The organism is Ornithinibacillus bavariensis (genome assembly GCF_050433565.1).
GTDB classification, from domain to species: Bacteria; Bacillota; Bacilli; order Bacillales; family Amphibacillaceae; genus Ornithinibacillus; species Ornithinibacillus bavariensis.
In genome coordinates, this window is the sequence record NZ_JBNPWZ010000002.1 from 430,230 (window position 1) to 452,334 (window position 22,105).

General features: G+C 35.5%; 27 protein-coding genes, 1 pseudogene and 1 other annotated feature. Of the genes and pseudogenes, 18 read left to right on the top strand and 10 right to left on the bottom strand.

Annotated features, from left to right (window positions below; all coding sequences use genetic code 11):
* Positions 1 to 2 precede the first annotated feature (2 nt).
* Positions 3 to 443: a GNAT family N-acetyltransferase gene (locus HNR27_RS06050; RefSeq protein ID WP_212919316.1), complete on the bottom strand. Its 441-nt coding sequence runs from the start codon at positions 441 to 443 to the stop codon at positions 3 to 5.
* Between the two features lie 185 nt (positions 444 to 628).
* On the opposite strand from HNR27_RS06050, the gene HNR27_RS06055 reads away from it, so the two are divergent.
* The gene (locus tag HNR27_RS06055) at positions 629 to 733 is read left to right on the top strand and encodes a YjcZ family sporulation protein (protein ID WP_212919317.1); all 105 of its coding nucleotides are present in this window, start codon (positions 629 to 631) and stop codon (positions 731 to 733) included.
* Between the two features lie 54 nt (positions 734 to 787).
* A complete protein-coding gene (locus HNR27_RS06060; RefSeq protein WP_212919318.1) occupies positions 788 to 952 on the top strand; it encodes a hypothetical protein in 165 nt (54 codons plus the stop codon).
* Between the two features lie 160 nt (positions 953 to 1,112).
* On the opposite strand, the gene HNR27_RS06065 is transcribed toward HNR27_RS06060, so the two are convergent.
* The 3 genes from HNR27_RS06065 to HNR27_RS06075 form a co-directional block, all read right to left on the bottom strand.
* Complete coding sequence (locus HNR27_RS06065) at positions 1,113 to 1,337, bottom strand: YppG family protein (RefSeq protein WP_212919319.1); 225 nt, start codon at positions 1,335 to 1,337, stop codon at positions 1,113 to 1,115.
* Positions 1,338 to 1,401: 64 nt separating this feature from the next.
* The gene (locus HNR27_RS06070; RefSeq protein WP_212919320.1) at positions 1,402 to 1,650 is read right to left on the bottom strand and encodes a hypothetical protein; all 249 of its coding nucleotides are present in this window, start codon (positions 1,648 to 1,650) and stop codon (positions 1,402 to 1,404) included.
* 142 nt (positions 1,651 to 1,792) lie between these two features.
* A complete protein-coding gene (locus HNR27_RS06075; RefSeq protein WP_429339113.1) occupies positions 1,793 to 3,241 on the bottom strand; it encodes a multicopper oxidase family protein in 1,449 nt (482 codons plus the stop codon).
* A gap of 155 nt (positions 3,242 to 3,396) precedes the next feature.
* Between HNR27_RS06075 and HNR27_RS06080 the strand changes: the two are divergent.
* A pseudogene (locus tag HNR27_RS06080) lies at positions 3,397 to 3,510 on the top strand (radical SAM/SPASM domain-containing protein); the annotation flags it as partial.
* 250 nt (positions 3,511 to 3,760) lie between these two features.
* Here HNR27_RS06080 and HNR27_RS06085 read toward each other — a convergent pair.
* Positions 3,761 to 4,486, bottom strand: a complete 726-nt coding sequence (locus tag HNR27_RS06085; RefSeq protein ID WP_429339114.1) for a Crp/Fnr family transcriptional regulator — start codon at positions 4,484 to 4,486, stop codon at positions 3,761 to 3,763.
* Positions 4,487 to 4,822: 336 nt separating this feature from the next.
* On the opposite strand from HNR27_RS06085, the gene HNR27_RS06090 reads away from it, so the two are divergent.
* The 8 genes from HNR27_RS06090 to HNR27_RS06125 all read left to right on the top strand — a co-directional run bounded on the left by HNR27_RS06090 (position 4,823) and on the right by HNR27_RS06125 (position 10,744).
* Positions 4,823 to 5,374 carry a histidine phosphatase family protein gene (locus tag HNR27_RS06090; RefSeq protein ID WP_212920023.1) on the top strand — a complete coding sequence of 184 codons (552 nt, stop codon included), beginning with the start codon at positions 4,823 to 4,825 and terminating at the stop codon, positions 5,372 to 5,374.
* A 43-nt stretch (positions 5,375 to 5,417) separates the two neighbouring features.
* Positions 5,418 to 6,005, top strand: coding sequence for a GNAT family N-acetyltransferase (locus tag HNR27_RS06095; protein ID WP_212919323.1), 588 nt, complete (start codon positions 5,418 to 5,420; stop codon positions 6,003 to 6,005).
* A gap of 193 nt (positions 6,006 to 6,198) precedes the next feature.
* Positions 6,199 to 6,603 (top strand): VOC family protein, encoded by a 405-nt coding sequence (locus tag HNR27_RS06100; RefSeq protein ID WP_212919324.1) that lies wholly within the window; start codon positions 6,199 to 6,201, stop codon positions 6,601 to 6,603.
* Between the two features lie 136 nt (positions 6,604 to 6,739).
* Entirely contained in the window at positions 6,740 to 7,030 is a 291-nt protein-coding gene (locus tag HNR27_RS06105) for a HesB/YadR/YfhF family protein (protein WP_212919325.1), read from the top strand.
* A gap of 56 nt (positions 7,031 to 7,086) precedes the next feature.
* Entirely contained in the window at positions 7,087 to 7,260 is a 174-nt protein-coding gene (locus tag HNR27_RS06110; RefSeq protein WP_212919326.1) for a hypothetical protein, read from the top strand.
* Positions 7,261 to 7,407: 147 nt separating this feature from the next.
* The gene (locus tag HNR27_RS06115; protein WP_212919327.1) at positions 7,408 to 8,580 is read left to right on the top strand and encodes a hydroxymethylglutaryl-CoA synthase; all 1,173 of its coding nucleotides are present in this window, start codon (positions 7,408 to 7,410) and stop codon (positions 8,578 to 8,580) included.
* Between the two features lie 155 nt (positions 8,581 to 8,735).
* A complete protein-coding gene (locus HNR27_RS06120; protein ID WP_429339115.1) occupies positions 8,736 to 9,389 on the top strand; it encodes a reverse transcriptase-like protein in 654 nt (217 codons plus the stop codon).
* Positions 9,390 to 9,883: 494 nt separating this feature from the next.
* On the top strand, positions 9,884 to 10,744 hold the full coding sequence (locus tag HNR27_RS06125) for an AraC family transcriptional regulator (protein WP_212919329.1): 861 nt from the start codon (positions 9,884 to 9,886) through the stop codon (positions 10,742 to 10,744).
* A gap of 66 nt (positions 10,745 to 10,810) precedes the next feature.
* Here the strand turns inward: HNR27_RS06125 and helD are convergent, their stop codons facing one another.
* Positions 10,811 to 13,090, bottom strand: a complete 2,280-nt coding sequence (gene helD / locus HNR27_RS06130; protein WP_212919330.1) for an RNA polymerase recycling motor HelD — start codon at positions 13,088 to 13,090, stop codon at positions 10,811 to 10,813.
* A gap of 189 nt (positions 13,091 to 13,279) precedes the next feature.
* Positions 13,280 to 13,663 (bottom strand): SLAP domain-containing protein, encoded by a 384-nt coding sequence (locus tag HNR27_RS06135; RefSeq protein ID WP_212919331.1) that lies wholly within the window; start codon positions 13,661 to 13,663, stop codon positions 13,280 to 13,282.
* Positions 13,664 to 13,824: 161 nt separating this feature from the next.
* On the opposite strand from HNR27_RS06135, the gene HNR27_RS06140 reads away from it, so the two are divergent.
* The 4 genes from HNR27_RS06140 to HNR27_RS06155 all read left to right on the top strand — a co-directional run bounded on the left by HNR27_RS06140 (position 13,825) and on the right by HNR27_RS06155 (position 15,924).
* On the top strand, positions 13,825 to 14,250 hold the full coding sequence (locus tag HNR27_RS06140) for an OsmC family protein (protein ID WP_212919332.1): 426 nt from the start codon (positions 13,825 to 13,827) through the stop codon (positions 14,248 to 14,250).
* A 272-nt stretch (positions 14,251 to 14,522) separates the two neighbouring features.
* Complete coding sequence (locus HNR27_RS06145) at positions 14,523 to 15,104, top strand: TetR/AcrR family transcriptional regulator (protein ID WP_212919333.1); 582 nt, start codon at positions 14,523 to 14,525, stop codon at positions 15,102 to 15,104.
* Positions 15,105 to 15,267: 163 nt separating this feature from the next.
* A complete protein-coding gene (locus tag HNR27_RS06150; RefSeq protein WP_212919334.1) occupies positions 15,268 to 15,609 on the top strand; it encodes a DMT family transporter in 342 nt (113 codons plus the stop codon).
* Between the two features lie 3 nt (positions 15,610 to 15,612).
* Positions 15,613 to 15,924, top strand: a complete 312-nt coding sequence (locus HNR27_RS06155; protein ID WP_212919335.1) for a DMT family transporter — start codon at positions 15,613 to 15,615, stop codon at positions 15,922 to 15,924.
* Positions 15,925 to 16,075: 151 nt separating this feature from the next.
* On the opposite strand, the gene HNR27_RS06160 is transcribed toward HNR27_RS06155, so the two are convergent.
* Complete coding sequence (locus HNR27_RS06160) at positions 16,076 to 16,663, bottom strand: cell wall hydrolase (protein WP_244853292.1); 588 nt, start codon at positions 16,661 to 16,663, stop codon at positions 16,076 to 16,078.
* A 503-nt stretch (positions 16,664 to 17,166) separates the two neighbouring features.
* Here HNR27_RS06160 and HNR27_RS06165 point away from each other — a divergent pair.
* Positions 17,167 to 17,634, top strand: a complete 468-nt coding sequence (locus tag HNR27_RS06165; protein WP_212919336.1) for a hypothetical protein — start codon at positions 17,167 to 17,169, stop codon at positions 17,632 to 17,634.
* Here the strand turns inward: HNR27_RS06165 and HNR27_RS06170 are convergent.
* Together HNR27_RS06170 and HNR27_RS06175 are read right to left on the bottom strand one after the other, a co-directional pair.
* On the bottom strand, positions 17,631 to 17,843 hold the full coding sequence (locus HNR27_RS06170) for a hypothetical protein (protein ID WP_212919337.1): 213 nt from the start codon (positions 17,841 to 17,843) through the stop codon (positions 17,631 to 17,633). The two genes, HNR27_RS06165 and HNR27_RS06170, sit on opposite strands and share 4 nt — an antisense overlap.
* Positions 17,844 to 17,935: 92 nt before the next feature.
* Positions 17,936 to 19,204 carry an ATP-binding protein gene (locus HNR27_RS06175; RefSeq protein ID WP_212919338.1) on the bottom strand — a complete coding sequence of 423 codons (1,269 nt, stop codon included), beginning with the start codon at positions 19,202 to 19,204 and terminating at the stop codon, positions 17,936 to 17,938.
* A gap of 168 nt (positions 19,205 to 19,372) precedes the next feature.
* Positions 19,373 to 19,595 (top strand) — a binding site (T-box leader).
* Between the two features lie 43 nt (positions 19,596 to 19,638).
* Between HNR27_RS06175 and argS the strand changes: the two genes are divergently transcribed.
* Together argS and trhA are read left to right on the top strand one after the other, a co-directional pair.
* Positions 19,639 to 21,321, top strand: a complete 1,683-nt coding sequence (argS, locus tag HNR27_RS06180) for an arginine--tRNA ligase (protein WP_429339116.1) — start codon at positions 19,639 to 19,641, stop codon at positions 21,319 to 21,321.
* Between the two features lie 99 nt (positions 21,322 to 21,420).
* Positions 21,421 to 22,059 (top strand): PAQR family membrane homeostasis protein TrhA, encoded by a 639-nt coding sequence (gene trhA, locus HNR27_RS06185; protein WP_212919340.1) that lies wholly within the window; start codon positions 21,421 to 21,423, stop codon positions 22,057 to 22,059.
* Positions 22,060 to 22,105 lie beyond the last annotated feature (46 nt).

Consider the following 22,105-nt stretch of genomic DNA (forward strand, 5'->3'; position numbering starts at 1 on the left):
AATTAATCAAGTACTTTTTCCATTGTTGTATAAATATCACGAAATCCTAGTATACGATAAAGATTTTTTGCCAAATTATTTTCGAATACATTAAGCTGCACTCGTTTACATTTTTGTTTTCTAAAGTTATTCATTGCTGCATGACATAGTTTCTTCGCTATTCCCTTATTACGATGTGGAGGAAGGACATATAATTCTGGAATAATTCCGATTTCCTCATCTGTAAAAGGATCAAATGTTATCCCTACTCCAATCCAACCTAGAATCGTATCATTCTCATACCATATTAGATAATATCCACCATTTGAGAGAAAAAGTGAGTTAATTTGTTTAGCCTTTTCTAAATTTGTATCGAATAGTCCATTGGTTGACTCTATAAAAACCTGATGTGCATGTTTCAGTATTTCATTCGTTTCTTTTTTAGAAGCTCTGCGAATATACATGATATAGCTCCTTTCGATTATTTAGTAATTCTATCCGTCTAGTCTATTAACCTTTTACTATTCTATGTCAGAAGTCCTAAATAGTTCTTTCATGCCTAAATACATAAAACATAGGATTCTATCCTTATCAGCATTCTAATTAAAGACATATAGTATTGTGTAATCAGTTAAGGAGGTGTAATAAAATGAGTGGCGGTGGAGTTGGATACGGAGAAGGATTTGCGTTAGTAGTAGTTTTATTCATTCTGTTAATTATTGTTGGTACTGCTTATGTTGGAGGTGTGTATTAATAGCAATTAATATTGTAGCTTAGGGAATACCTTTCATATTCAGAGAAGGACCCTATGGTGAATACGGTTGGTATGGATAGAGTATTTGGTAGCCGTGGTTTAGGATTTGGAGCTGGTCTGAGGTTTTGCACGAAGAGTAGTGTTATTTTTATCCTTCTATTTTTTGTCAGTGGCGCTTTGAATAAGATGCATTATCAATTATTAGAGATTTTGGATTAAAAGCATGGTTTTCTCTACCATAATTTCATCTATTACCTTTAAATTCCTCTCTAATCATAAAGGAAGAGTAGCCTACTAGGTTACTCTTCTTAGTTTTATCAGCTTTATGGGAAAAAATAGATCCAAAAAGATTTGGATCTGACAATGAGGAGGAAGTCTATTATCTTTTTATAAAACGAGAAACCATAGGGCTAATTTGGGAATAAATATCATTAATTTGTTTGACAGTAGTATGAACCTTTGTTAAGTCAAGGTTCCCATCGTTATCCCGAAACATAGCAAGTACATTGCTCGTCGTGTTCGGTTGTCTTCTTTGTTCATTTCGCGGTACAAATCTTGGACGACTAGGTGGCATCGGTCGCCTTCCTGGGACTATTGGAAGCATGCTGAACACCTCCTATTTCATAATGTTTCATTAGGAGAGTTTTTCGTACTAGAATGCTTAACGATTACCAGAAGAAGAAAGGAAGTAATGCTATAGAAGTTATAGCACCTAAGGCTAGCCCATAACCAAATCCACCAAAAAATCCATATCCATAGCCACCTAAATTTCTAGCACCATCTATAGGACGTAAATATACCCTTCTTCCATCAACACGATGAATGATTCCGCGATGAACCCTACCATCACGGGTTACAATTTTGACAGCTCTTCCTCTATAACGATTACAGAGACCATGATAATATTCTACAGACAAATGATACACCTCCATTAAACTTTACTTCATCATATGAAGCTAGTTAAAAATGGAAATGGACAAATGTATTAGGGTAATAGTGGAATATGAAAATGGTGCTAGTCAATAAAAGTGACTATTCCTAGTAGTGCCCAGACGCCTATTATTTGACCTCATATTGCCCCATCATGCCAGCATCCTCGTGTTCGAGAATATGACAGTGATACATAAAAATTCCTTTATTCTTAAAACTAGTAATGATGCGTACGGTTTCGCCCGGCTGTATAAGTATAGTATCCTTCCAACCAGTCTCATTTTCTGGTGGTTTTTCTCCGTCTCGATCAATTACTTGAAATTGGACACCATGTAAATGAAAGGGGTGGGCCATACCGCCTTTGATACCAGTTCGTTGATTAGTAACTTCCCATATTTCCGTATCATTCCATTTTACTTCTTCATCAATACGGGTCATATCCATTGTTTTATCATTAATGGTAAGAGTTGCCCCAACACCTGACATTACAAATTGTCTTGTCTTTACAGCATTATTTGGATCATAGTGAGAAATCTTTGCTAATTGAGTTGGAATCTCGTTAACTCCCGACTCTTTATTCGTCACAACAAATTCCATTAATTCGATTTTGGCATCGGTTGACACATCAACAAGACTTACCGTATCTCCGGTTTTAAATTTGGAAAAGTCTACAAGTACTTCAGCTCGCTCTGCAGGGCTTTGACGAAGAGTAGTCATTTCCACCGGCTCTTCCAATAATCCTCCATCACTAGCTATTTGATAAAATTCACTTCGATTACTTAGCTCAAAATGATAGGTTCTACCATTAGAACCGTTTAGAAGTCGAAGTCGAACAATTCCTTTTGGAACTTCAAGATATGGTTTAATCGCACCGTTTACCAAATAGGTGTCTCCGTAAAGTCCCATCATAACATCATTCATCCCAGGATCATATTCCATGCTTCCAAAAGCATCTAGTTGTCTATCTTGAATAATTATCGGGAAATCGTTCACGCCATATTCCTTAGGTATGGCAAGCTGGTCTGAATTTTCATCTTCAATATATATAAGTCCAGCTAAACCTTCATAAACCTGCTTAGCGGTCTTTTCCATCATATGCGGATGGTACCAAAGTGTAGCAGCTGGTTGATTAATTGTAAATTCCGGCTCCCATCGTTCACCTGGTTTAATTCCAGAATGTGGACCACCGTCCATTTCGCCGTCTACTCGAAGCCCATGCAGATGAAGTGTGGTGGCTTCGTCAAGACCATTTTTCATTTTGACTTTAACCTTTTCACCTTCTCGAACTCGAAGCACTGGGCCAAGATAGTTTCCATTATAGCCTAGTGTTTGTGATTCCACTCCGTCCAAGATTTCAAGCTTTCCTTTTTGTGCTGTCAAATGGAATTCAGCTTGATTTGGGTCTGGATTTAAATCCTCTAGTAGTGGAGGAAGAGGTAAGGCTTTCCGTGCTGCTAATTCAGAAATATCCGTTGTTTTTTCGGATGCTGTATCATTTAAAAAGATAAATTTAAAAAGAAAAAAAGCACCGATTACTACCAGTACTATGGTTCCACCAAAGAGGAAAAGCTTTTTCATCAATAACAATCTCCAATCTAAACGAAATAAGTGACTCTACCAAACACTTATCTTCTATTTTACGTTGAAATTTATAAATTTGATGGACATTTTCTAAACGTTTTTTGACAATCTATGGCTATTCCTTGTGAAAAATATCACACCTACTGTGATAGAAAGCTCTACAAATTGATATTTATGAGATGGGTAATCAAATGCTTGTATTTACTGGTGGGGATCCAATTGAGCGCCGAGAAGTCTTCGATATAGTTGAAGATGCGACTAGGAAGTTTTAAGTGTATCAATAATTGGCAGAGCAGAAGACACTCGGATCGATACCTTTGTTTTTAAACTGTTGAAGTACTGATTTTTTTATTCAGAATTTATTTGTTGATAGAGTTGGGGAGTACACCAATAAAATAGACGCCAGGTGACACGGGATAATTGATAGATTACGTGGATACCTGGCATCTATAGTATTGGAAAGAATAATAGTTAACGATTACTAGTTTTACTTTTACAATTCCTGTATTTTACTATTTAGTTAATGTTACAGATCTCTATAGGACATCCTTCACAGCCGATTTCACTTTTAAGATAATCGATGTCTCTAACTAAAATTTTACCCGTTTTATCAATAGAAATAACATCTAACTTTCTTAAATCGACAAGCATACGATTAACGCTTTCCCGGGTAGCTGCACAGAAATTAGCTAATTCCTGATTAGTAAGGGCTACATCAATCAATGTGCCTTCATCCTGTTCAAGACCATAGCTATTTGCTAAACGGATTAAGGTTGAATATAGTGCACCTTTTTTTCCGTTTAGTAGTAAATCTCTTATCTTTGAATGGGACTTACGCATATGGATACTGGTCCACCTCATATATTCAAAGGTTAACACTGGATTTGAAAGTAGACTTTCTTCAAGCTCATCTTTATTAATGACAAAGACCTCACCAGGAGAGAGTACTTTTGCACTTAATAAATAGTTAGGATCATCACTAAATAAGGAAAGTTCGCCAACTAAATCATCGTGGCTACATATTCGGAGGATTAACTCTTTTCCATCGGTAGTTAACTTTGAGACTTGAACAAGTCCAGAATTAACCATATAAATCTCGTTGGCACCTAAACCTTCATGGAAAAGATAGTTACCTTTATATATTTTTCTTATTGTACCTATTGAGGTTAAAAGATCTCTTAATTCAGTAGAAATTTTCTGATGTGTACTGTTACGAGATCCTAACATGAGACCAGACAGCATCGTAAACATCTCCTTTCTCTTGTGATTACCTTCGCTTTCTTTATTCTTAGTTTAGCACGGGAAGAGAGATTACTTTTGTCCTGCTCGTTACGATATTGTGAAATATGTTCATGCTAGATAATACTGAATTTAAAAGGTTAAAGAGTGAATAGGAAAATTCGATTGAAGGGGAATTCCAAGTCCAGAGTATTAATAGGTTAATGTAATGAAGAGCTGCTAGTAGTCTCTATTAAATTCTTATTTAAGCTAGAGTAAAGCTAAATAAAAAAGATTTGTTTTCTAGTAATCTGAATTATGCTAAAATTTTCCATATAACATAGGTAAGGGGACGAAATGATGACCACTATTTATTTCGTAAGACATGCTCATTCCATATATACCCCCGACGAACTGGGTAGACCACTGTCCGCTAAGGGATTAAAAGATGCAAAGCACATAACAGAACTTCTAAGAGAAAAAGATATTGACCTTGTATATTCAAGTCCCTATAAGCGAGCAATTCAAACAGTTCATGGAATTGCTCAGCATATTAGTAAACATATTATATTGGAAGATAATTTTAAGGAACGAAGACTATCGGTAGATCCTGTGGAAGACTTTCAAGCAGCTATCGAAAGGGTTTGGCACGATGATTCCTTCTCCTTTCCGGGTGGCGAATCCAATCGAGACGCTCAAAAAAGAGGATGTAAAGCATTAAAAAACATACTTGCCGAAAATGAGAGAAAAAACATTGTAATAGGTACTCATGGCAATATTATGGTACTAATGATGAGCTATTTTGACAAAACGTATGGATATCAGTTTTGGAGAACGCTAGAGATGCCAGATATTTATAAGCTTGTTTTTAAAAATTTTAGTTTAATCGATGTTCAACGCATATGGAAGTAGTTTACGTATTTTGAAATTATACGAAATAAAGGGGACAGTAATTATGCAGATAAGGACATATCAACCAGATGATGAAAAGGGATGGGTGCGCTGCAGAGTATTGGCATTTTTAGATACTGCATATTTTGATAATGTTTTGAAACAAAAGGAAGCGTATGATCATTCCGCAATTGAACTTGTTGCAGTAGAGGATAATCAAATCGTTGGATTATTAGATATAGAGTATGAGAAGGAAGAGCGCACAATTTGTTCAAGAGGATCGGGTCTTGGTGGTATGATATGGCATATTGCTGTGCATCCCGATTATCGTCGTAAAGGCATTGCTTCAGAGCTTCTAAAGAAAGGGGAAGAAATTGCAAAAGAAAAGCAGCTTAACCGCTTGGAAGCATGGACACGAGATGATGATTGGGTCAACGCTTGGTATAAGAAGAGCGGATTTAATAAGGTTGATTCTTATTTGCATGTATATTTGGAGGGAAATGAAGAGCTAAGTGGACATATAAAATACACGGTTCCCGAGCTATTTCCAGTCGTAACATTTGCACATTATGTGGGTGAGAATAAAGAACAGATAATGAAAAAGTTTAACCGCGTTCATGAATGTGTTTGTTATGAGAAGGTGCTTGTCTAGTATCATTTTTTGGAGGTTACAATAAGCAAATACAACAACCCATGTTGATGGAATTATGATGGTTTTTACAGAAGCTAATGGAGCGACAGATGGAGAGATTTATCCAAAGGATAATATCGAAGCAATTATTAAATAGAGTAATGGTTATACGATTATAAGATGTTATAGATAATTCTAGAAAGGGAGATGTTGAGTGGTTAATTATATTAAACGTGTTGGAACAACTTATTTGCCTGTTAAAGATCCAGAAAAGGCGTCCTTGTGGTATCAGGAAATACTCGGAGCGATAGAAAATTACCGGGATGAAATGAAAGCAATTTTAGATTTTGCTAATCAAAGCTTTTTCTTGGTCAAGGCGATGCCAACGGAACATATAGGATTTAAGGATGCCAATGGGAGAATACACTTTTCTTTAACGTTTGAAGTAGATGGATTGAAACAATTAGAAGAATTTCATGCCTTTCTTCAAACAAAAGAAGTAATATTAGGAGAAATCGAAGACCGTGGACATCCTGGCTACAACTTTGTGTTTTATGATTTAGATGGCAATATCTTTGATGTATGGAGTCAATTAAGCCCAAATTTTAATAAAGGTTGAGGTAGGAGGGGGGTCCTCCTTTTTCTTATGTATCAAATATGACAGGAATTTTTAAGAAATGTGAGGTCATATAGTCTGCTTTTTGAGTTAATCTATAATAGAATAGATAGTGAAAATTAATGAGTGGGGTGTACCGATGAGTTTACAAATTACAGAAGAGGCAGCGAAGTGGTATATGGATGAGATGGGTTTGGAAAAAGGGGACTATGTTCAATTTTTCTTGAAGATATATGGTGGGATTCAAACAGAGCATCCAAATTATTTTTTAGGAATATCTGTAGGCCTTGATGGAGAAATCGGTGTAAATCAACAAATAGAAGGAATTACTTTTTACTTTAATGAAAAGGATGCTTGGTTCTTGGATGAATATGATATGAAAGTAGTAATGGGGAAAGACGAAGTAGAGTATCAATTTACAAAAAAATAAGAAATGAATCTCTGGATATAATAATCCTTGATATGAAGTTCAAGGAGGAGATTATTATGTCTGAACAGAATAAGAATCAAAATCGTGATACAGGTAAACAAAAGAACCATGGAATTAAATATAATACAGAACCTAAGAAAAACGACAAACAAGATGTCGAGATAGCAAGTGATACGGAGTTTTTAAATGTTAATGGAAAGAAAAACAAACGGAAGCGTGATAATGGGTAATGGTTATCTGCCTGTCCAATAATTCTGGACGGGCTTACTTTTTTCGTTTCGATGAATTTTCATTTTGATATATAATCTATAAATCATTTGTGTGTTTTTTCACAAATGGATATAATGAAAGGGAATTGGTCAGGAGGGGAAGTCAACATGAAAATTGGTATTGATAAAATAGGATTTTATGCCCCACATATTTATGTGGATATGAATAAGCTAGCTGTTGCAAGAAACGTAGAACCAGAGAAATTTACTATAGGTATTGGACAAAGTCAAATGGCTGTTGCCCCTGTTACACAGGATTCGGTTTCTTTAGCAGCAAATGCAGCATTAGAAATTATCGATGATGAGGACAGAGAAAAGATTGACTTTGTCATATTTGGTTCTGAATCTGGTATCGATCACTCTAAATCGGGTGCTGTTTATGTGCATCAGCTTTTGGGATTAAATCCTCATGCAAGAGCAATTGAAGTAAAACAAGCTTGCTATGGAGCTACTGCTGGAATTCAAATGGCAAAAGGACATATCGCTCTTAATCCTGATAGTAAAGTGCTTGTATTAGGTTCTGATATTGCAAGATATGGTCTAAAAACTTCTGGAGAGTCTACGCAAGGCGCCGGTGCAGTGGCAATGATTATTAGCGCGAATCCAAGAATCATGGAATTAGAAGAGCATAATGTTTATCTGACAAATGATATCATGGATTTTTGGCGTCCAATATATTCGGACATGGCTTTTGTAGATGGAAAGTTTTCCAATGAACAATATATTTTATTCTTTAATAAGGTATGGGAAGCATATAAGGAAAAAGCAGGACTTCAATTAAGTGATATGGAGGCAATCTGCTTCCATCTTCCGTATACAAAAATGGGTCTTAAAGCTCTCAGAACGGTTTTAGATGAAGCTTCTGAGGATGTTCAAAATCGTTTACTGTATAATTATCAAGCTAGTACAACATACAACCGAAATGTAGGGAATATTTATACCGGTTCTCTTTATTTAAGCTTACTATCTCTACTTGAGAATAAAGAAGAATTACAAGACGGAGCTAGAATCGGCATGTATAGCTATGGATCTGGAGCAGTTGGAGAGTTTTTCTCAGGAATCTTACAGCCTGGCTTTAAGAAGCACCTTTTTGTAGAAGCTCACCAACAACTATTTGCTAGACGAAAAGAAGTGTCTGTAGAAGAATATGAGGTAATATTTGAAGAAACCCTTCCAAAGGATGGATCAGATATTGAACTAGACATAACGAAGGATCCAGCAGCGATTTGTTTAAGTGGGACAATCGATAATAAGCGTCAATATGTAAATAAATTGCGCTAACATAAAGCTCTAGGAATTTTTCCTAGGGCTTTTTTTAAAAGGTAATAATGTGTAGGTGTAATAGTTTATACCTAGCATATAAAATTGTGAATGGTTAAAGGATGTCAGGTAGAAAATAAGAGATAAGAGATAATAGATAGGATGGGAGGATAGGGATGAAGCTGTTCATCGAATGGAAATATAAAACTCCAACGGGCACAGAGATAGGATTCAAATCAGAAGAAATAACTCCGGAAAAAGCCTTATTATTAGCGGAAGACATAGTTAAAACTGGGCGAGTAAGGCAATTAACTTTATATGATCAATACGATACAACATGGACCATAAAGGAACTTAAGAAGTATGTGACAAAGGTAGAAGCTGTTCCACATGATATTACTGTATTTTTTGATGGTGGTTTCGATGGGAACACGAAGAAGTCAGGATTAGGATGTGCTATTTATTTTGAACAGGGAGGAAAACAATATCGCATTCGAAAAAATGCTCTTGTTGAGGAGTTAAATACAAATGGTGAAGCGGAGTACGCAGCATTACATTTAGCAGTAAAGGAGCTGGAATTTCTAGGTGTTCAACATATGCCAGTTATATTTATTGGTGATTCTCAAGGGGTTATTAATCAATTGAATGATGAATGGCCATGCTATGATGCTGAATTGCTGCTATGGATTGATAGAATTGAAGGGGATGTTGAAAAGCTAGAAATTAATCCAGAATTTCAATTAATATCTAGGAAGAAAAATGGTGAAGCTGATCATTTAGCAACCCAGGCGTTAATGGGTGTAGAGATATATAGTAAAAGTGAAATATGATATTAGAGTCCAATTCGTATTGGTCTCTTTTTTTGTAATATAATCCCCATTAGATCTAATTTTTATTTACAATAGTAACTAAATAGTAAACAATAAAGTGACGCCTTATAACGTTAAAATAGGAGTAATCCTCTTAACATAGATAAAAGCAAATTCTAGTAGGGTGAAGATGAATGATAAATCAATATTTAACTATAGAAGAAGTTGAAGCAAATTGTAATCAGTTATCGAAAAAGTATGAATCGATGAGGGAAGGTTATATCAAATTATAGCACGTTGGTAAGAGGGCGATGCTACAATAGAAACTAAATTACTTGCAAGTTTCAAGGAACTCTCGCAGGTTGTCTTTATTCAATATCCAGATCACCTATATTTAATTAATTGGTTTCAGGATTATGCAAAAAGTTAGTCTATGAACCTGTCATAAGTGAGCAAGGAAAAGCAGGTTTTTCGATAAATACTTTGATAATCTGAATTTAGAAAGGGGAGAGAAAATGGAGAGACTTCAGTATATGGTTGCTAGTATTGAGTTCATTGAAGATAATTTAGATGGTGAATTATTAATTGAGGATATCGCTAAAGTAGCATGCATGTCCAAGTTTCACTATCAACGAATGTTTTCCATGTTAACGGGATTTACCTTGAGCGAGTATATCCGAAACCGTAGAATTACTAAAGCAGCTCAGGAGTTGGTATATTCTGATGCAAAGGTTATCGATATTGCTATTAAGTATGGCTATGAAAGCCCTGAAGCGTTTACGAAAGCCTTTCGAAAAATTCATAATGTAAGTCCTTCAATGGCCAAGAAGAGTAGTCAGTCCTTGAAGGCATATCCAAAGCTTTCCTTTCAAATTCAAATAAAGGGTGATGTGGAAATGGATTACAAAATTGTCGAAAAGGAAAGATTTTTAGTAGTTGGTAAAAGCATTAGGACTCGTACTGTTAATGGAGAAAATCATCGAGAAATTGCAGCATTCTGGAACGAATCCAATACAAACGGGTTATCGTCCGAGCTTGCAAAGAACTGTGGCCCGCTTGGATTATTAGGTATTTGTTTAGATTTTGATTCAACACAGGAGCATTTAACCTATTTCATTGGAGCTGAAAAGAATATCGATCAATTACCTTCTGGTTGGGAAGAAAGGGAAATCCCTGCCTCTACCTGGGCTGTTTTTCCAGTTCATGGTGCTATGCCTGATGCAATGCCAAAAGTATGGAACAGAATCTTCTCAGAATGGTTTCCAGCTACTGGCTATGAACATTCAGGTGGCCCAGAAATGGAAGTATATTTGAGTGATGAAGACCCATCATCAGAAGATTATTATAGTGAGATATGGATTCCAATTAAGAAATAAAGAACAGTGCACATGACTTCAGTTCATGTGCACGGTTTCTTTTAAAAGTCTATTTTCTGCTAATACCTAAGAAGTAGCCTCCTGTAGAAATTTACATGGTGTATGTGTTGTGACTATGGTTAGGGAATGCATAGCTCTTGTGCAAGCTGTATAGAATAGCGTTCTGTCTGATTCTTGGTGATAGTGATTGTTTGATGCATTTGGAACAATTACTGCATCAAATTCAATCCCCTTTGCCAAGTATACAGGAAGCACTAAAATTCCTTTTTCAAATGAATAGGTTTCTTCATTTATTTGCTTTACAGCTACTTTGCTTTTTAGTAGCTTAAAAATCTCATTGCTTTCGTGGAAAGTCTTACATATAATTGCTATCGTTTCATGTTTTTTATCCTGTAGATTATGGATGGTTTCTGTTAATACATCGACTAGAGAAGATTCCTCCTCCAGTGTGATAATTTCTGGTGGTTCTCCATGTCGATCAAAAGGCTCAATTAATTCGCCACCAGGAGCAAATCTTTTTGTGAAGTTAACGATTTCTTTCGTTGAACGATAGCTTTTCGTAAGTACAATCCTTTCATGATTTTCTCCTACAAATTCAGGGATTAGTGGGTTTAGACTCGAACCATATGTGTATATCGCTTGATTAATGTCACCTAATAAAGTCATCCGTGTATATGGAAATATTTCCTTAATAAATGCATACTGAAAAGCGGTATAATCCTGCGCCTCATCAATAAATAGATGGCGAACGGAGCGACTTTTCTGATCCCCAAGTAACTTTCCTCTAAAATAACGGTAGGCAGTAGCATCTTCCCAAGTGAGAAATCTATTCAGAAGATTTTCCTTCGTAAACGTACGTATCGCATCCCAATTTTCGGGGAGCGGACTTACATTCCAATCAGTAAAAAGCTTAAAATATGTTTCTAAAACATTCACGAACGCAAATTTACGCACTTGGCTTCGAACGTTTGCAAACTGTTTTTTTACTACCTCATTTCGGAGGATATCCTCTTCCAGACCAAAATCGTCTTCATCGATTCGTTGGTTTTCGTAGTAGGCTTGTAGATAGGATTCTTTATCTAACAGCTCTACTTGCTCCATGACCCAATCCTTGTCCTTTTCCCTATTCTGAATTAGACGTAATTCCTTTAACAACCACTTTGAAACAATTTCCATACGATTTGGTAAGGAGACATTTTCTTCGAGTTCATAAAAATAATCCGAAATTTGTTCCTTTGAAATTAGTATTGCATCTCGAAATGTGATATTTCGAAACTGAATGCCTTGGGTTTGGAGAGTAGAGACATATTTATCTACAAGATCCTTAAAGTAAAGACTAGATTTTAGCCTAATATTTTGTTTTCGTGTTTCAAATACGGTTGGATTCTTACATGTTAATGTAAATTCCATTTGTTCAAATGGAGATTCAACTGAAATATTCTTCTCAATTCCCTCACGAAGAAAGTCTATAAATGTTGTTTGTTTAATATTTGTTTCACCAAGTTCAGGTAAAACATTGGAAATATAGCTTGAGAATAAAGGGTTTGGTGAGAAAAGTAAAAGGTTATCAGAAGTTAGATTTCCTCGAAAACGATATAATAAATAAGCTATTCTTTGAAGTACAGCGGAGGTTTTTCCACTGCCTGCAACTCCTTGAACGATTAGCATATTACTTCGTTCATTGCGAATAATTTTATTTTGTTCCTTTTGAATAGTTGCTACGATACTCTTCATGGAGGTACTTGCATTATGACCAAGTGCCGCTTGTAGTAATGCATCTCCAATTGTAACACCTGTATCAAACATACCTTTAATTTTTCCTTGGCGGATGATATATTGGCGTTTAAGAGAGATTTCTCCATGTATTGTATCTTGGACAGTATGAAAGTGAGCTGGACCTGGTGAAAAGTCATAGTAAAGGCTAGAAATTGGAGCACGCCAATCGTATATTAAAAAATTTTCTTCATTTTGATCCATTAAGGAAGCAATCCCAATGTAAAGCTGTTCAAATTCCTCATCAGTCTCATCCTTAAAATCAACTCGGCCAAAATAAGGAGAGTCCTTTAAGCGTTCTAATGTTTTAAGTTGTTTATCAATCTCTCCATGAGATCGTTCTCGTTCCGAAAGTAATTCTGCTTGCTGTTTAATACTAGCCTGTGTTTCAATAACATCATCAAGCTCTTCAAGATTAACTGTAACATCTTCCCAAAAATTTTTGCGGAGACCAATAATACTTTCTTTTAATCCTCCTGCTTTCGAATTGAGCTTCTTCTCTTTGATGTTGATTTCTTGAATGACATCATTAACTCGTTTCTGCTCCATACGAATGTTAACGTCATTGTCCATTCCATCAACTCCAATCTTTTTCTTTTTAGTTGACTCCTCCGAATAGAAGTGATATAATAAAATAGGATAATTATTATCACATCATCGTGAAATCGGCAATCACTTGCCTATAGTAACATAAATAGGGGAATCATGCAACGTTTTCTTTGGAAACGTTTTTTGTGTTTTCTTCCTTCTTTATCCTATGCGTCAAGCCCTGTCCACGATTTCTATACTCCCATTATCAAATTCTTCGTTTTCTTTGTAGCTTCCTTTTGGAAAAATAAAAGTCCAAGGCATGCTTGTCCTTGCTTGAACGACAAGGTTAGGGTAAGTAAATGTATTTTCTGCGAATATTCTTCCATTATGGACATACTGTAAATTTCTTTTGATAAAAGGAAAGTCATGCTTCGTATAATTATGGATAAGAGCAATTAAGAGCAATTCATTTTTATAATTCATATCCCATCGAACTAATGTGATTTCAATGGAATTTCCTTTAGGTAATGCATTCTTAAAGCTATTCTCTATAATAATTCGATCCTTTTCGGAGATAGTCCTTGCCCAAGCATCCTCGTATATTAGTCTTTGCATTAAAATTCTCTCCTCTATATTCTATTTTTATAAAAAATATATCTATACTATATCAAATTAGTGATCGGATGTATTAAACGTATGAAGCTTTTTTCTTGTTAAGTAGGATAATTCTAGGCAAACTAGTAAGTAGAACGAAAACTTATTTAGGAGGAAAGAGAATGGAAATGACTGTTAAATGGAATGGGAAAATGGCTTTTACAGGATTAACACCATCTGGTCATGAATTAAAAATGGATGCATCACAGGATGATGGGGGAGAGAATTCTGGTGCCAGACCAACTGAGCTACTATTAAGCGCAGTGGCAGGGTGCACAGGTATTGATATTATTTCGATTCTTAATAAAATGCGGTTAAGTCCAACTTCATTTGATATGAAGGTATCTGGGGACCGAGCAGATGAACATCCAAAGAAGTTCACAAAGGTGAATATTCATTATGCGCTAGAAGGTGAACTTCCGGAAGATAAAGTGATACGAGCAATCGATTTATCTAAGAATAAGTATTGCACTGTAGCACATTCACTAAGTGCAGAAATTACAGTTAGCTATTCAATAAATGGTATTAATGGAGAGAGAAGCCTATAAGCTTTTCTTTTATTTAATCAACTCTGTTCAAGTTCATGAACAAATAGTGGGTAAAGGAAAAATTGCTGGTTATCATCCAAAAATAATGGTAAATAATCAATGAAAGTACGTATTCATGAAAACGTTAGAACGATAAAGTGTAAAATCAAGAAGAAGAGCTATAAATCGACAGAGAATGTCGGTTGTTTTTTAGCCTAAAAAGGGTTATATCTATTGACTTTTCAGTATATCAGTGTATAATGAATGACAATCAGTCACTGTGGAGGAAGTAAATGGACAATAAAAAAGAGCGAATAATTCATGCAGCAATGGATGTTTTTACAGAAAAAGGACTAGAAAAGACAAAAGTATCGGATATCGTAAAGAAAGCGGGTATCGCTCAAGGAACTTTTTATATTTATTTTTCTTCAAAGCTATCAGTCATCCCTTCTATTGCAGAAGTGATGGTGGAAAAGACACTTCATGAAATTATGCGTACTGTAAATATAAAGGATCCTTTCAAACAGCAAATGGAGGGCGTTATCGATGTCGTTTTCTCTGTCACAAAGGAATTTCGTGAAATTTTTGCTTTAGTGTATGCAGGATTAGCAGCAACTGAATACCTACAGGACTGGGAAACGCTATATTCACAGTATTACTCCTGGATGAGTAGGTTCCTAGGAAATGCAAAGGAAAACGGAATTCTTCGTGAGGATTTAGACCCTGATCAAACTGCAGTACTATTGATTGATCTTATCGAATCAGCCGCAGAACAAACTTTTTTATATTCTCATGGTGATAAAGATATGGAAGCAATCAAGAAAAAAGAGGTTTTAGAGTTTTCCATGTACGGCTTAGGTGTAAAACAATCATAGGACAGTAGAAAAAGTTACGAATCCCATAAGGTTAAGTAATAAAAGATGCTAGGTTTTATAGGAGTAGTTATTTGAAATAGATAATTTCCTTTAATGATTAAAGGAAATTTCTTTTAATAGGTGAATGACTGAATGTCAGTCACGAATGATGGAGAGTGCTAGGATGAATAAATCATGGATTTATGTTGTGTTAACCAGTTTGTCAGAATTAGTTTGGATTTATGGTTTTAATACGGCATCTACCTGGTGGCATTGGGCAATCATTGTAGCTTTTATACTAATGGATTTACACTTTTTAGCAAAAGCGTGTGAGGGTTTACCTACTGGAACGGTATATGCAATATTTGCAGGATTTGGTACGGTTGGAACATTTTTAATGGATACATTTATTTTTCATGAACATATCAGTACGGGAAAAGTGTTTTTCATTTTGCTAATAATAGCTGGAGTGATTGGGCTTAAGTTGTCAGATGATAAACCAAATAAAAAGAAAGGAGTTGCTTAACCAATGGGTTGGTTCTATGTAGTGTTGGCCGCGGTAAACGAATTAATTGGTGTTTGGGGCTTGAATAAATTTAATGAAAGAAAAAATGTAACGAATGCACTAGTTTATGTCGGTGGTCTTGCCTTATCCTTTATGTTTATTTATGCTTCATTTGATTATTTGCCAACAAGCATCGCTTATGCAACCTGGACCGGTGTAGGGACAGGCGGAGTTGTTCTCATGAACATGCTATTCTTTGGTGAATCGAAAAGTCTATTTCGCATGGTCAGCCTGCTAGCAATAATTATCGGAGTTACTGGTTTAAAGATTGTATAATAAAAGGATGCCTGTCATGTTCCACGTTTTAATGAATATGGGATGTGACAGGCATCTTTTTTGATAATCATAGGTTGCTCTAAAGGCAAGATTTTTAATTCGTAAAATTGCTGGTACGGGACATACTTTCACATCTTATGTTTATTCTAAATTACTTCGCAAAACGGTGATTACCGATAGTTAAAGTTAGTTGTCGTGATTTAATCCAGTTGCTCTTTGCAGTTTTAGGATTATAGAAGTAGATAGAACCACTACCTTGTCCTCTAAATGCAATAGCTTCTTTCACAGCCTTCATATCCTCAGCTTTATATCCACCGTTGATTTCTCCGTTTTCTACTGGTGTAAATGCGTAGTGTCCATTTGAACGTTCATAGATTACCCCTTTAATAGTGTTCGGGAAATCCTTGTGATCAACACGATTAAGAACGACAGTTGCTACGGCAACTTTCCCTGCATAGGGCTCTCCTTTTGCTTCAGCATGTACTAGCTTTGCCATTAATTCTTTGTCAGCGATAGAAACATAGTCTGGTATTTTAATAGTTTCTCCAGCTAATAAAGTACTTCCAGATCGATTATTAGCAATTTGTAAATTATCTATAGTAGTACCATTTTTCTTGGCAATAGACGAGAAAGTGTCACCCTTTTGAACCGTATAAGGTGCTGCACCAGCAATAGATGGTAAAGTCAAAATAGATAATGACATTGTCGCGGTAACTAATAATTTTTTAAGTTTATTCAAGTTGTTAACCTCCTAGTTATTTGCTAGTTTTGGGCTACAACTAGAGATTACTAGATGTAACATAACTTATCAGTAGGAAAATATGGTAGTCCATCAGAAGATACGAAAGATGCTAGGTTACCACTTGGATAAGCAATTGATTGGAATGTTATTCCAGTCTGAAAAAATCTCCACAAAGCGGAATTAACTCCAGAAAAATCCTTTATTCTAACAATTATTTCAAAAATGTTACCTTATTAATGGAATATGTCGTAAGAATCCTAGGATGAATGGAATTGCTGTTAAAAAAAGATGCTTAGCCGGATGGTAACATGGTATCCTGTTGAATGAAGGTCATTAAGAATGAGGCTAATACCTAAAGCCAACTTCTAATAAAAGGACTGGGTTCAAAGTTAAATGCAAACTAGGCTATTCACAGAAGTAAAACAGACCTTTTTTACTTTTTGCTGTTTTTGAAGGAAAGAATGCAAGGTAATTTATCGTTTGGGGAAAAGGAGACAAGCATGAGTAAATGGTTTCTATTAAATTTTTTATTACTTGGTATCATCGTTTGGAATGTGGTTCACCATCCAAATATACAGATACATGTATGGATAGGACTTTTGGGCGCATTATTGTTTTTATATAACTGGATGAGGAATGCTGTTTTTGAAACAATTCGTAATGTACCTAATCGGAGGACAAAAGTAAGACTTGCACGCTTTTCAAAGAAGGTAGTGACCATTCATCGATGGACAGGGAATATTGCATTTTTAGCTATTATGTTGCACGGAACGCTTGTTATTTACCGGTATGGATTTACAATATATAATGTGAAAATGCTTGTAGGAGTACTGGCACTACTTGCCTTAGCATTCCAAGTGCTAACTGGATGGCTGAGACTATACAAACCTACTATAAAACTTAGATATGTTCACCTCTATACCGGTATGACCTTATTCTTTTTAATTCTTATCCACATGCTTCTCTAAGCTGTTTTTAAAAGATAATAAAAAGAACCGTTTTCCCATTGCTTTGGATTACGATTCTTATGTTTCATTCGATACACATGATCTTTTTTTGTTTTCGTTTTTCTTGTTCTTAGATTTAACTGAGCATAGGGGCTGCGATTTATTTCTGGATTTAGTCTGCCCTCGCGTACAAGTTTTTTTCGGTGCTTTAATGCTTTTGATTTACTCATTTTCCTACTCTCCTATATATAATTTGGCTACCTTTAGCAGCTTTTAATTTATTATGAACTAAAGGTAGCACATGTCAATGTATTAATAAAATTTAAAATCCTACTCTACCACTTATATCATCCGTTACCCAATCCTGCTTCTGTACTTTCTTTTGATTTACTTGTAAATCATTTACGATTTTATCTATATCGACCTGTTTCTCATAATGCCAATCAAGTGCTATGGACATATATACTTCATTTAACTGTGCAATGGATAGCCCTTTTGTTTTACTGATTAACTTCTCCAGTTGATTTTCTTCTATAAATTGGCTGATACCCTTCTTTAATAAATAATTTTTTCTTAGAATATCAGATGGCTGTTTAATTTCATAAGCACGATCGAAGCGTCCTGCACGATTAATTAAGGCGGGATCGATTTTTTCTGGGTAGTTTGTTGTTCCAATTAGAAAAATACCCTCTTTAGATGTTGCTCCATCTAGAGTATTAAGAAATACGGATCTAGATTCTTCAGGCATGGAGTCGATATCTTCTATCACTAGAACCATCGGGGCTAAACGTACTACTTTTGAAAAAATTTCACTTATTGAGTAACTAGAAGTGAATTCTGTGATTTGCCAGTAAACAATTGGAGCAGCAACACTTCCTGCAATAGATTTAACTAACGTAGTTTTTCCATTACCTGGACTGCCATATAATAATATCCCTCGTTTATAAGGAATATGGTACGTCTTAAAGAAAGTCCCGCTATGTAGGAAAAATTCATCAATGGAGCGAAAAATATCTGTCTTTATCCTATCCTCCAGTAATACGTCCTCCCGTGCGATCTGCTGAGTGATTTTTTCTTTTGACCTAGTAAGTCCTTCATCAGTATCTGTAAAAACTGTAATTCCATCTAGCATAAACTGACGCTCTAAATCATCGATATACTGTAGGAAGTCGAGGACTTGTCCGTCATTTTTTCCAAATAAATAGCTTTCCGTAAACGGGTGTCCATAACTATATACCGGCAGGGTAACTATTGCAATATCAAATACTGAAAAATAATAAATGTTATTCGTACTAGATGGCTTAATCTCGTGTTTGCCATTATCTTTCGGTAAAATATCTGCATGACCAAACGAATCGTATACACTAGCAACTAACTCAAGCTCTTCGGGTTTATTTTGCAGTATATCGCTAATTATTTCGTTAAAATCACCAGCATTTCTTCTCTCGGTATTATATAGCTGGAAAGAAAAACCATATTTTTCATTTAAGAATTCAATAACTTTGTTTATTGCAAACGTGTACTGATAATAATAGTGTAGCTTACGACTATCAGGGTTCTCGTATTTAATTAATGTCTCTACTTTTCTCATGAACAAAACCTTTCTACAAAATATAGTAATGATAAAGAAAATTATAACAAATAACTACAATTCAAGCTACTGAAGGTGCAACACTCTAAATGGAAAAGAAACACTCCCTTGCCGAGAAGATGATGACAAGTAATCTTTTTATTGGTATAATGGTAAAAACTTTTACAACTAAAATCGTTGAGGAAGAGAGTAATTATTTGAAAAGCGAAGCGAGCTGGGGATGGTGGAAGCCTAGTGCATGATCAAATAATGAACCGGACTTTGGAGATGCTTTCCTGAACCTTAGTAGGGAAAGACGGGGAGAGACCTCGTTATCAATTTAGAGTGGTTTTTATATGTTATAAAACAATTAGAGTGGTACCGCGGGATTATTATAGCTCTCGCCTCTTTAACAATGAAGAGGTGGGGGCTTTTTTAAATGGAGGAGAATAATAATGAATTACAAACAAGAATTCGCAAATGCATTGGAACAAATATTGGATGGTGTACTATCGCTAGAGGAAATTTTAAGCATGATTGAAAAACCAAAGTTTAACCACATGGGTGATTCCGCTTTTCCATGCTTTCAACTAGCGAAAATATATCGTCAATCCCCTAAAACTATTTCCGAGGAAATTACGCAAAAAGTGAACGTACCCCTGTTTGAAAAAGTGGAAGCAACAGGAGGATATGTGAATGTTTTTCTTAACAAGAAGTATGTAACAAAGCAGACCCTCGAATTAATTTTTTCGGAGAAAGAGCGATATGGATCTTTCCATGTTGGATGTGGTAAAACGATAACCATTGATTATTCATCTCCTAATATCGCAAAGCCTTTTTCTATGGGCCATCTTCGTTCTACTGTTATTGGAAATTCTTTATCCTTGATAGCAGAAAAGCATGGATATCACGTTATCCGAATAAATCATCTAGGGGATTGGGGAACACAATTTGGCAAGCTAATCGTCGCTTACAAAAAATGGGGTGATGAGGAAAAAGTAAAAAGAAGCCCTATAAAAGAATTATTGGCCTTATACGTTAAATTTCATGAAGAAGCGGAAAAAGATCCTATATTGAATGATCTTGGACGAGAGGCATTCAAATTGCTTGAAAATGGTGATAAGGAAGCCATGGATCTGTGGGAATGGTTCCGGGATGAGTCATTAAAGGAATTTATGAAAATATATGATCTACTAGGGATAACCTTTGATTCCTATCATGGAGAGGCGTTTTATAATGATAAAATGGAGCAAGTTGTAGACCTGCTGACAGAGAAAGGGCTACTGGTGGAATCGGATGGTGCAAATGTTGTGCAACTTGAAAATTTTCCACCATGCTTAATTAAAAAGCGAGATGGAACTACATTATACGCAACGAGAGACTTAGCTGCAGCGATTTATCGTCAAGACAATTATCATTTTGACAAGTCAATTTATGTGGTTGGCAATGAACAAACCTTACATTTTAAACAGCTATTTGCAGTACTTGAAAAATTAGGCTTCAGTTGGCAAAAAGGGATGACCCATGTGCCATTTGGGATGATTTTAAAAGATGGTAAAAAAATGTCCACTCGTAAAGGCAAGGTAGTTTTACTGGAGAATGTGATTAAGGAAGCAATACAGTTAGCCTTAGCTAATATTGAAGAAAAGAATCCTAATTTAATTGATAAAGAGGAGATTGCTAAGCAAGTCGGTGTAGGAGCAATCATCTTCCATGATTTAAAAAATGGTCGCATGAATGATATTGAATTTTCATTAGAAGACATGCTTCGTTTTGAAGGAGAAACTGGTCCTTATGTACAATATACACATGCCCGCGCTGCTGCTTTATTAAGAAAGGGAAATTATGTACGAGAAACTGATTATAAAATAGAGTTACATGATGAGGAAGCATGGCAAATTATAAAGGAATTACTTTCATTTCCAGAGGCGATTGAGAGAGCTATGTTAGGCCTTGATCCATCTCAAATTGCAAAGTGCTTACTTGATTTATCGAAGGCGTTTAATAAATACTATGCTTCAGTAAAAATCTTAGAGGAATCTCATAAACAAGATCGATTGTCATTGGTATTTGCTGTGAAAACTGTCTTAAAGGAAGGGCTACGTCTATTAGGAATACAAGCTCCAGAACAGATGTGACTAAAGATACAAACAATAGTGATAGGGACGATTAAAGTTGTTATAATAAGGTAATAAAAAAGATATAAACAACTATTTTTGAAGTAAGGGATGATAGGTTTGGCAGAAACTCACACATTTACAACCGGTGAAGAGGTTGCTAACGCGATAACACATGGGATAGGTGTATTGCTTAGTATAGCAGGCTTAGTTTTGCTCATTGTGTTTTCAGTTATGAATGGTACAGCTTTACATGTAGTTAGTTTTACAATCTTCGGCTCTAGTATGGTGATTTTATACACTTCATCAACTTTAGTACACGCACTTCCAAAGGGGAAGGCAAAAGATTTATTCGAAATTTTTGATCACTCTTCGATCTATTTATTTATTGCAGGTACGTATACGCCGTTCACTTTACTCGTTATTAAAGGTACGCTTGGCTGGACAATGTTTGGTATTGTTTGGGGGTTAGCTATTGCAGGGATTATCTTTAAGGCATTTTTTGTGAAGAAGTTTCTCGTCACCTCCACCATCCTCTATTTATTGATGGGCTGGATGGTTGTTATTGGCTGGAATCGCATTTTGGATAATGTTCCATATGGAGGAGTTGCATTACTTGTAGCTGGTGGTCTATGTTATACAGTTGGAACAATATTCTATATGTGGCGTGGTTTTAAGTTTCACCACTTGGTATGGCATATATTTGTTTTAGCCGGCACTATCTGCCATTTCTTCAGTGTACTTTTATATTTAGTTTAACCTTTTGAGCACCCTTTAGAATTATTATTTTTCGAAAGGGTGTTTT

Bases quoted from the DNA above. Each gene is read 5' to 3' on its own strand.
- HNR27_RS06155 (WP_212919335.1), top strand. From the start codon at position 15,613: ATGGGTTGGTTCTATGTAGTGTTGGCCGCGGTAAACGAATTAATTGGT.
- HNR27_RS06175 (WP_212919338.1), bottom strand. From the start codon at position 19,204: ATGAGAAAAGTAGAGACATTAATTAAATACGAGAACCCTGATAGTCGT.
- HNR27_RS06075 (WP_429339113.1), bottom strand. From the start codon at position 3,241: ATGAAAAAGCTTTTCCTCTTTGGTGGAACCATAGTACTGGTAGTAATC.
- HNR27_RS06105 (WP_212919325.1), top strand. From the start codon at position 6,740: ATGAGTTTACAAATTACAGAAGAGGCAGCGAAGTGGTATATGGATGAG.
- HNR27_RS06120 (WP_429339115.1), top strand. From the start codon at position 8,736: ATGAAGCTGTTCATCGAATGGAAATATAAAACTCCAACGGGCACAGAG.
- HNR27_RS06170 (WP_212919337.1), bottom strand. From the start codon at position 17,843: ATGAGTAAATCAAAAGCATTAAAGCACCGAAAAAAACTTGTACGCGAG.
- HNR27_RS06085 (WP_429339114.1), bottom strand. From the start codon at position 4,486: ATGCTGTCTGGTCTCATGTTAGGATCTCGTAACAGTACACATCAGAAA.
- HNR27_RS06135 (WP_212919331.1), bottom strand. From the start codon at position 13,663: ATGCAAAGACTAATATACGAGGATGCTTGGGCAAGGACTATCTCCGAA.
- HNR27_RS06065 (WP_212919319.1), bottom strand. From the start codon at position 1,337: ATGCTTCCAATAGTCCCAGGAAGGCGACCGATGCCACCTAGTCGTCCA.
- HNR27_RS06165 (WP_212919336.1), top strand. From the start codon at position 17,167: ATGAGTAAATGGTTTCTATTAAATTTTTTATTACTTGGTATCATCGTT.
- HNR27_RS06125 (WP_212919329.1), top strand. From the start codon at position 9,884: ATGGAGAGACTTCAGTATATGGTTGCTAGTATTGAGTTCATTGAAGAT.
- helD (WP_212919330.1), bottom strand. From the start codon at position 13,090: ATGGACAATGACGTTAACATTCGTATGGAGCAGAAACGAGTTAATGAT.
- HNR27_RS06095 (WP_212919323.1), top strand. From the start codon at position 5,418: ATGCAGATAAGGACATATCAACCAGATGATGAAAAGGGATGGGTGCGC.
- HNR27_RS06055 (WP_212919317.1), top strand. From the start codon at position 629: ATGAGTGGCGGTGGAGTTGGATACGGAGAAGGATTTGCGTTAGTAGTA.
- HNR27_RS06140 (WP_212919332.1), top strand. From the start codon at position 13,825: ATGGAAATGACTGTTAAATGGAATGGGAAAATGGCTTTTACAGGATTA.
- HNR27_RS06090 (WP_212920023.1), top strand. From the start codon at position 4,823: ATGACCACTATTTATTTCGTAAGACATGCTCATTCCATATATACCCCC.
- HNR27_RS06115 (WP_212919327.1), top strand. From the start codon at position 7,408: ATGAAAATTGGTATTGATAAAATAGGATTTTATGCCCCACATATTTAT.
- HNR27_RS06150 (WP_212919334.1), top strand. From the start codon at position 15,268: ATGAATAAATCATGGATTTATGTTGTGTTAACCAGTTTGTCAGAATTA.
- HNR27_RS06110 (WP_212919326.1), top strand. From the start codon at position 7,087: ATGTCTGAACAGAATAAGAATCAAAATCGTGATACAGGTAAACAAAAG.
- argS (WP_429339116.1), top strand. From the start codon at position 19,639: ATGAATTACAAACAAGAATTCGCAAATGCATTGGAACAAATATTGGAT.
- HNR27_RS06060 (WP_212919318.1), top strand. From the start codon at position 788: ATGGTGAATACGGTTGGTATGGATAGAGTATTTGGTAGCCGTGGTTTA.
- HNR27_RS06145 (WP_212919333.1), top strand. From the start codon at position 14,523: ATGGACAATAAAAAAGAGCGAATAATTCATGCAGCAATGGATGTTTTT.
- HNR27_RS06050 (WP_212919316.1), bottom strand. From the start codon at position 443: ATGTATATTCGCAGAGCTTCTAAAAAAGAAACGAATGAAATACTGAAA.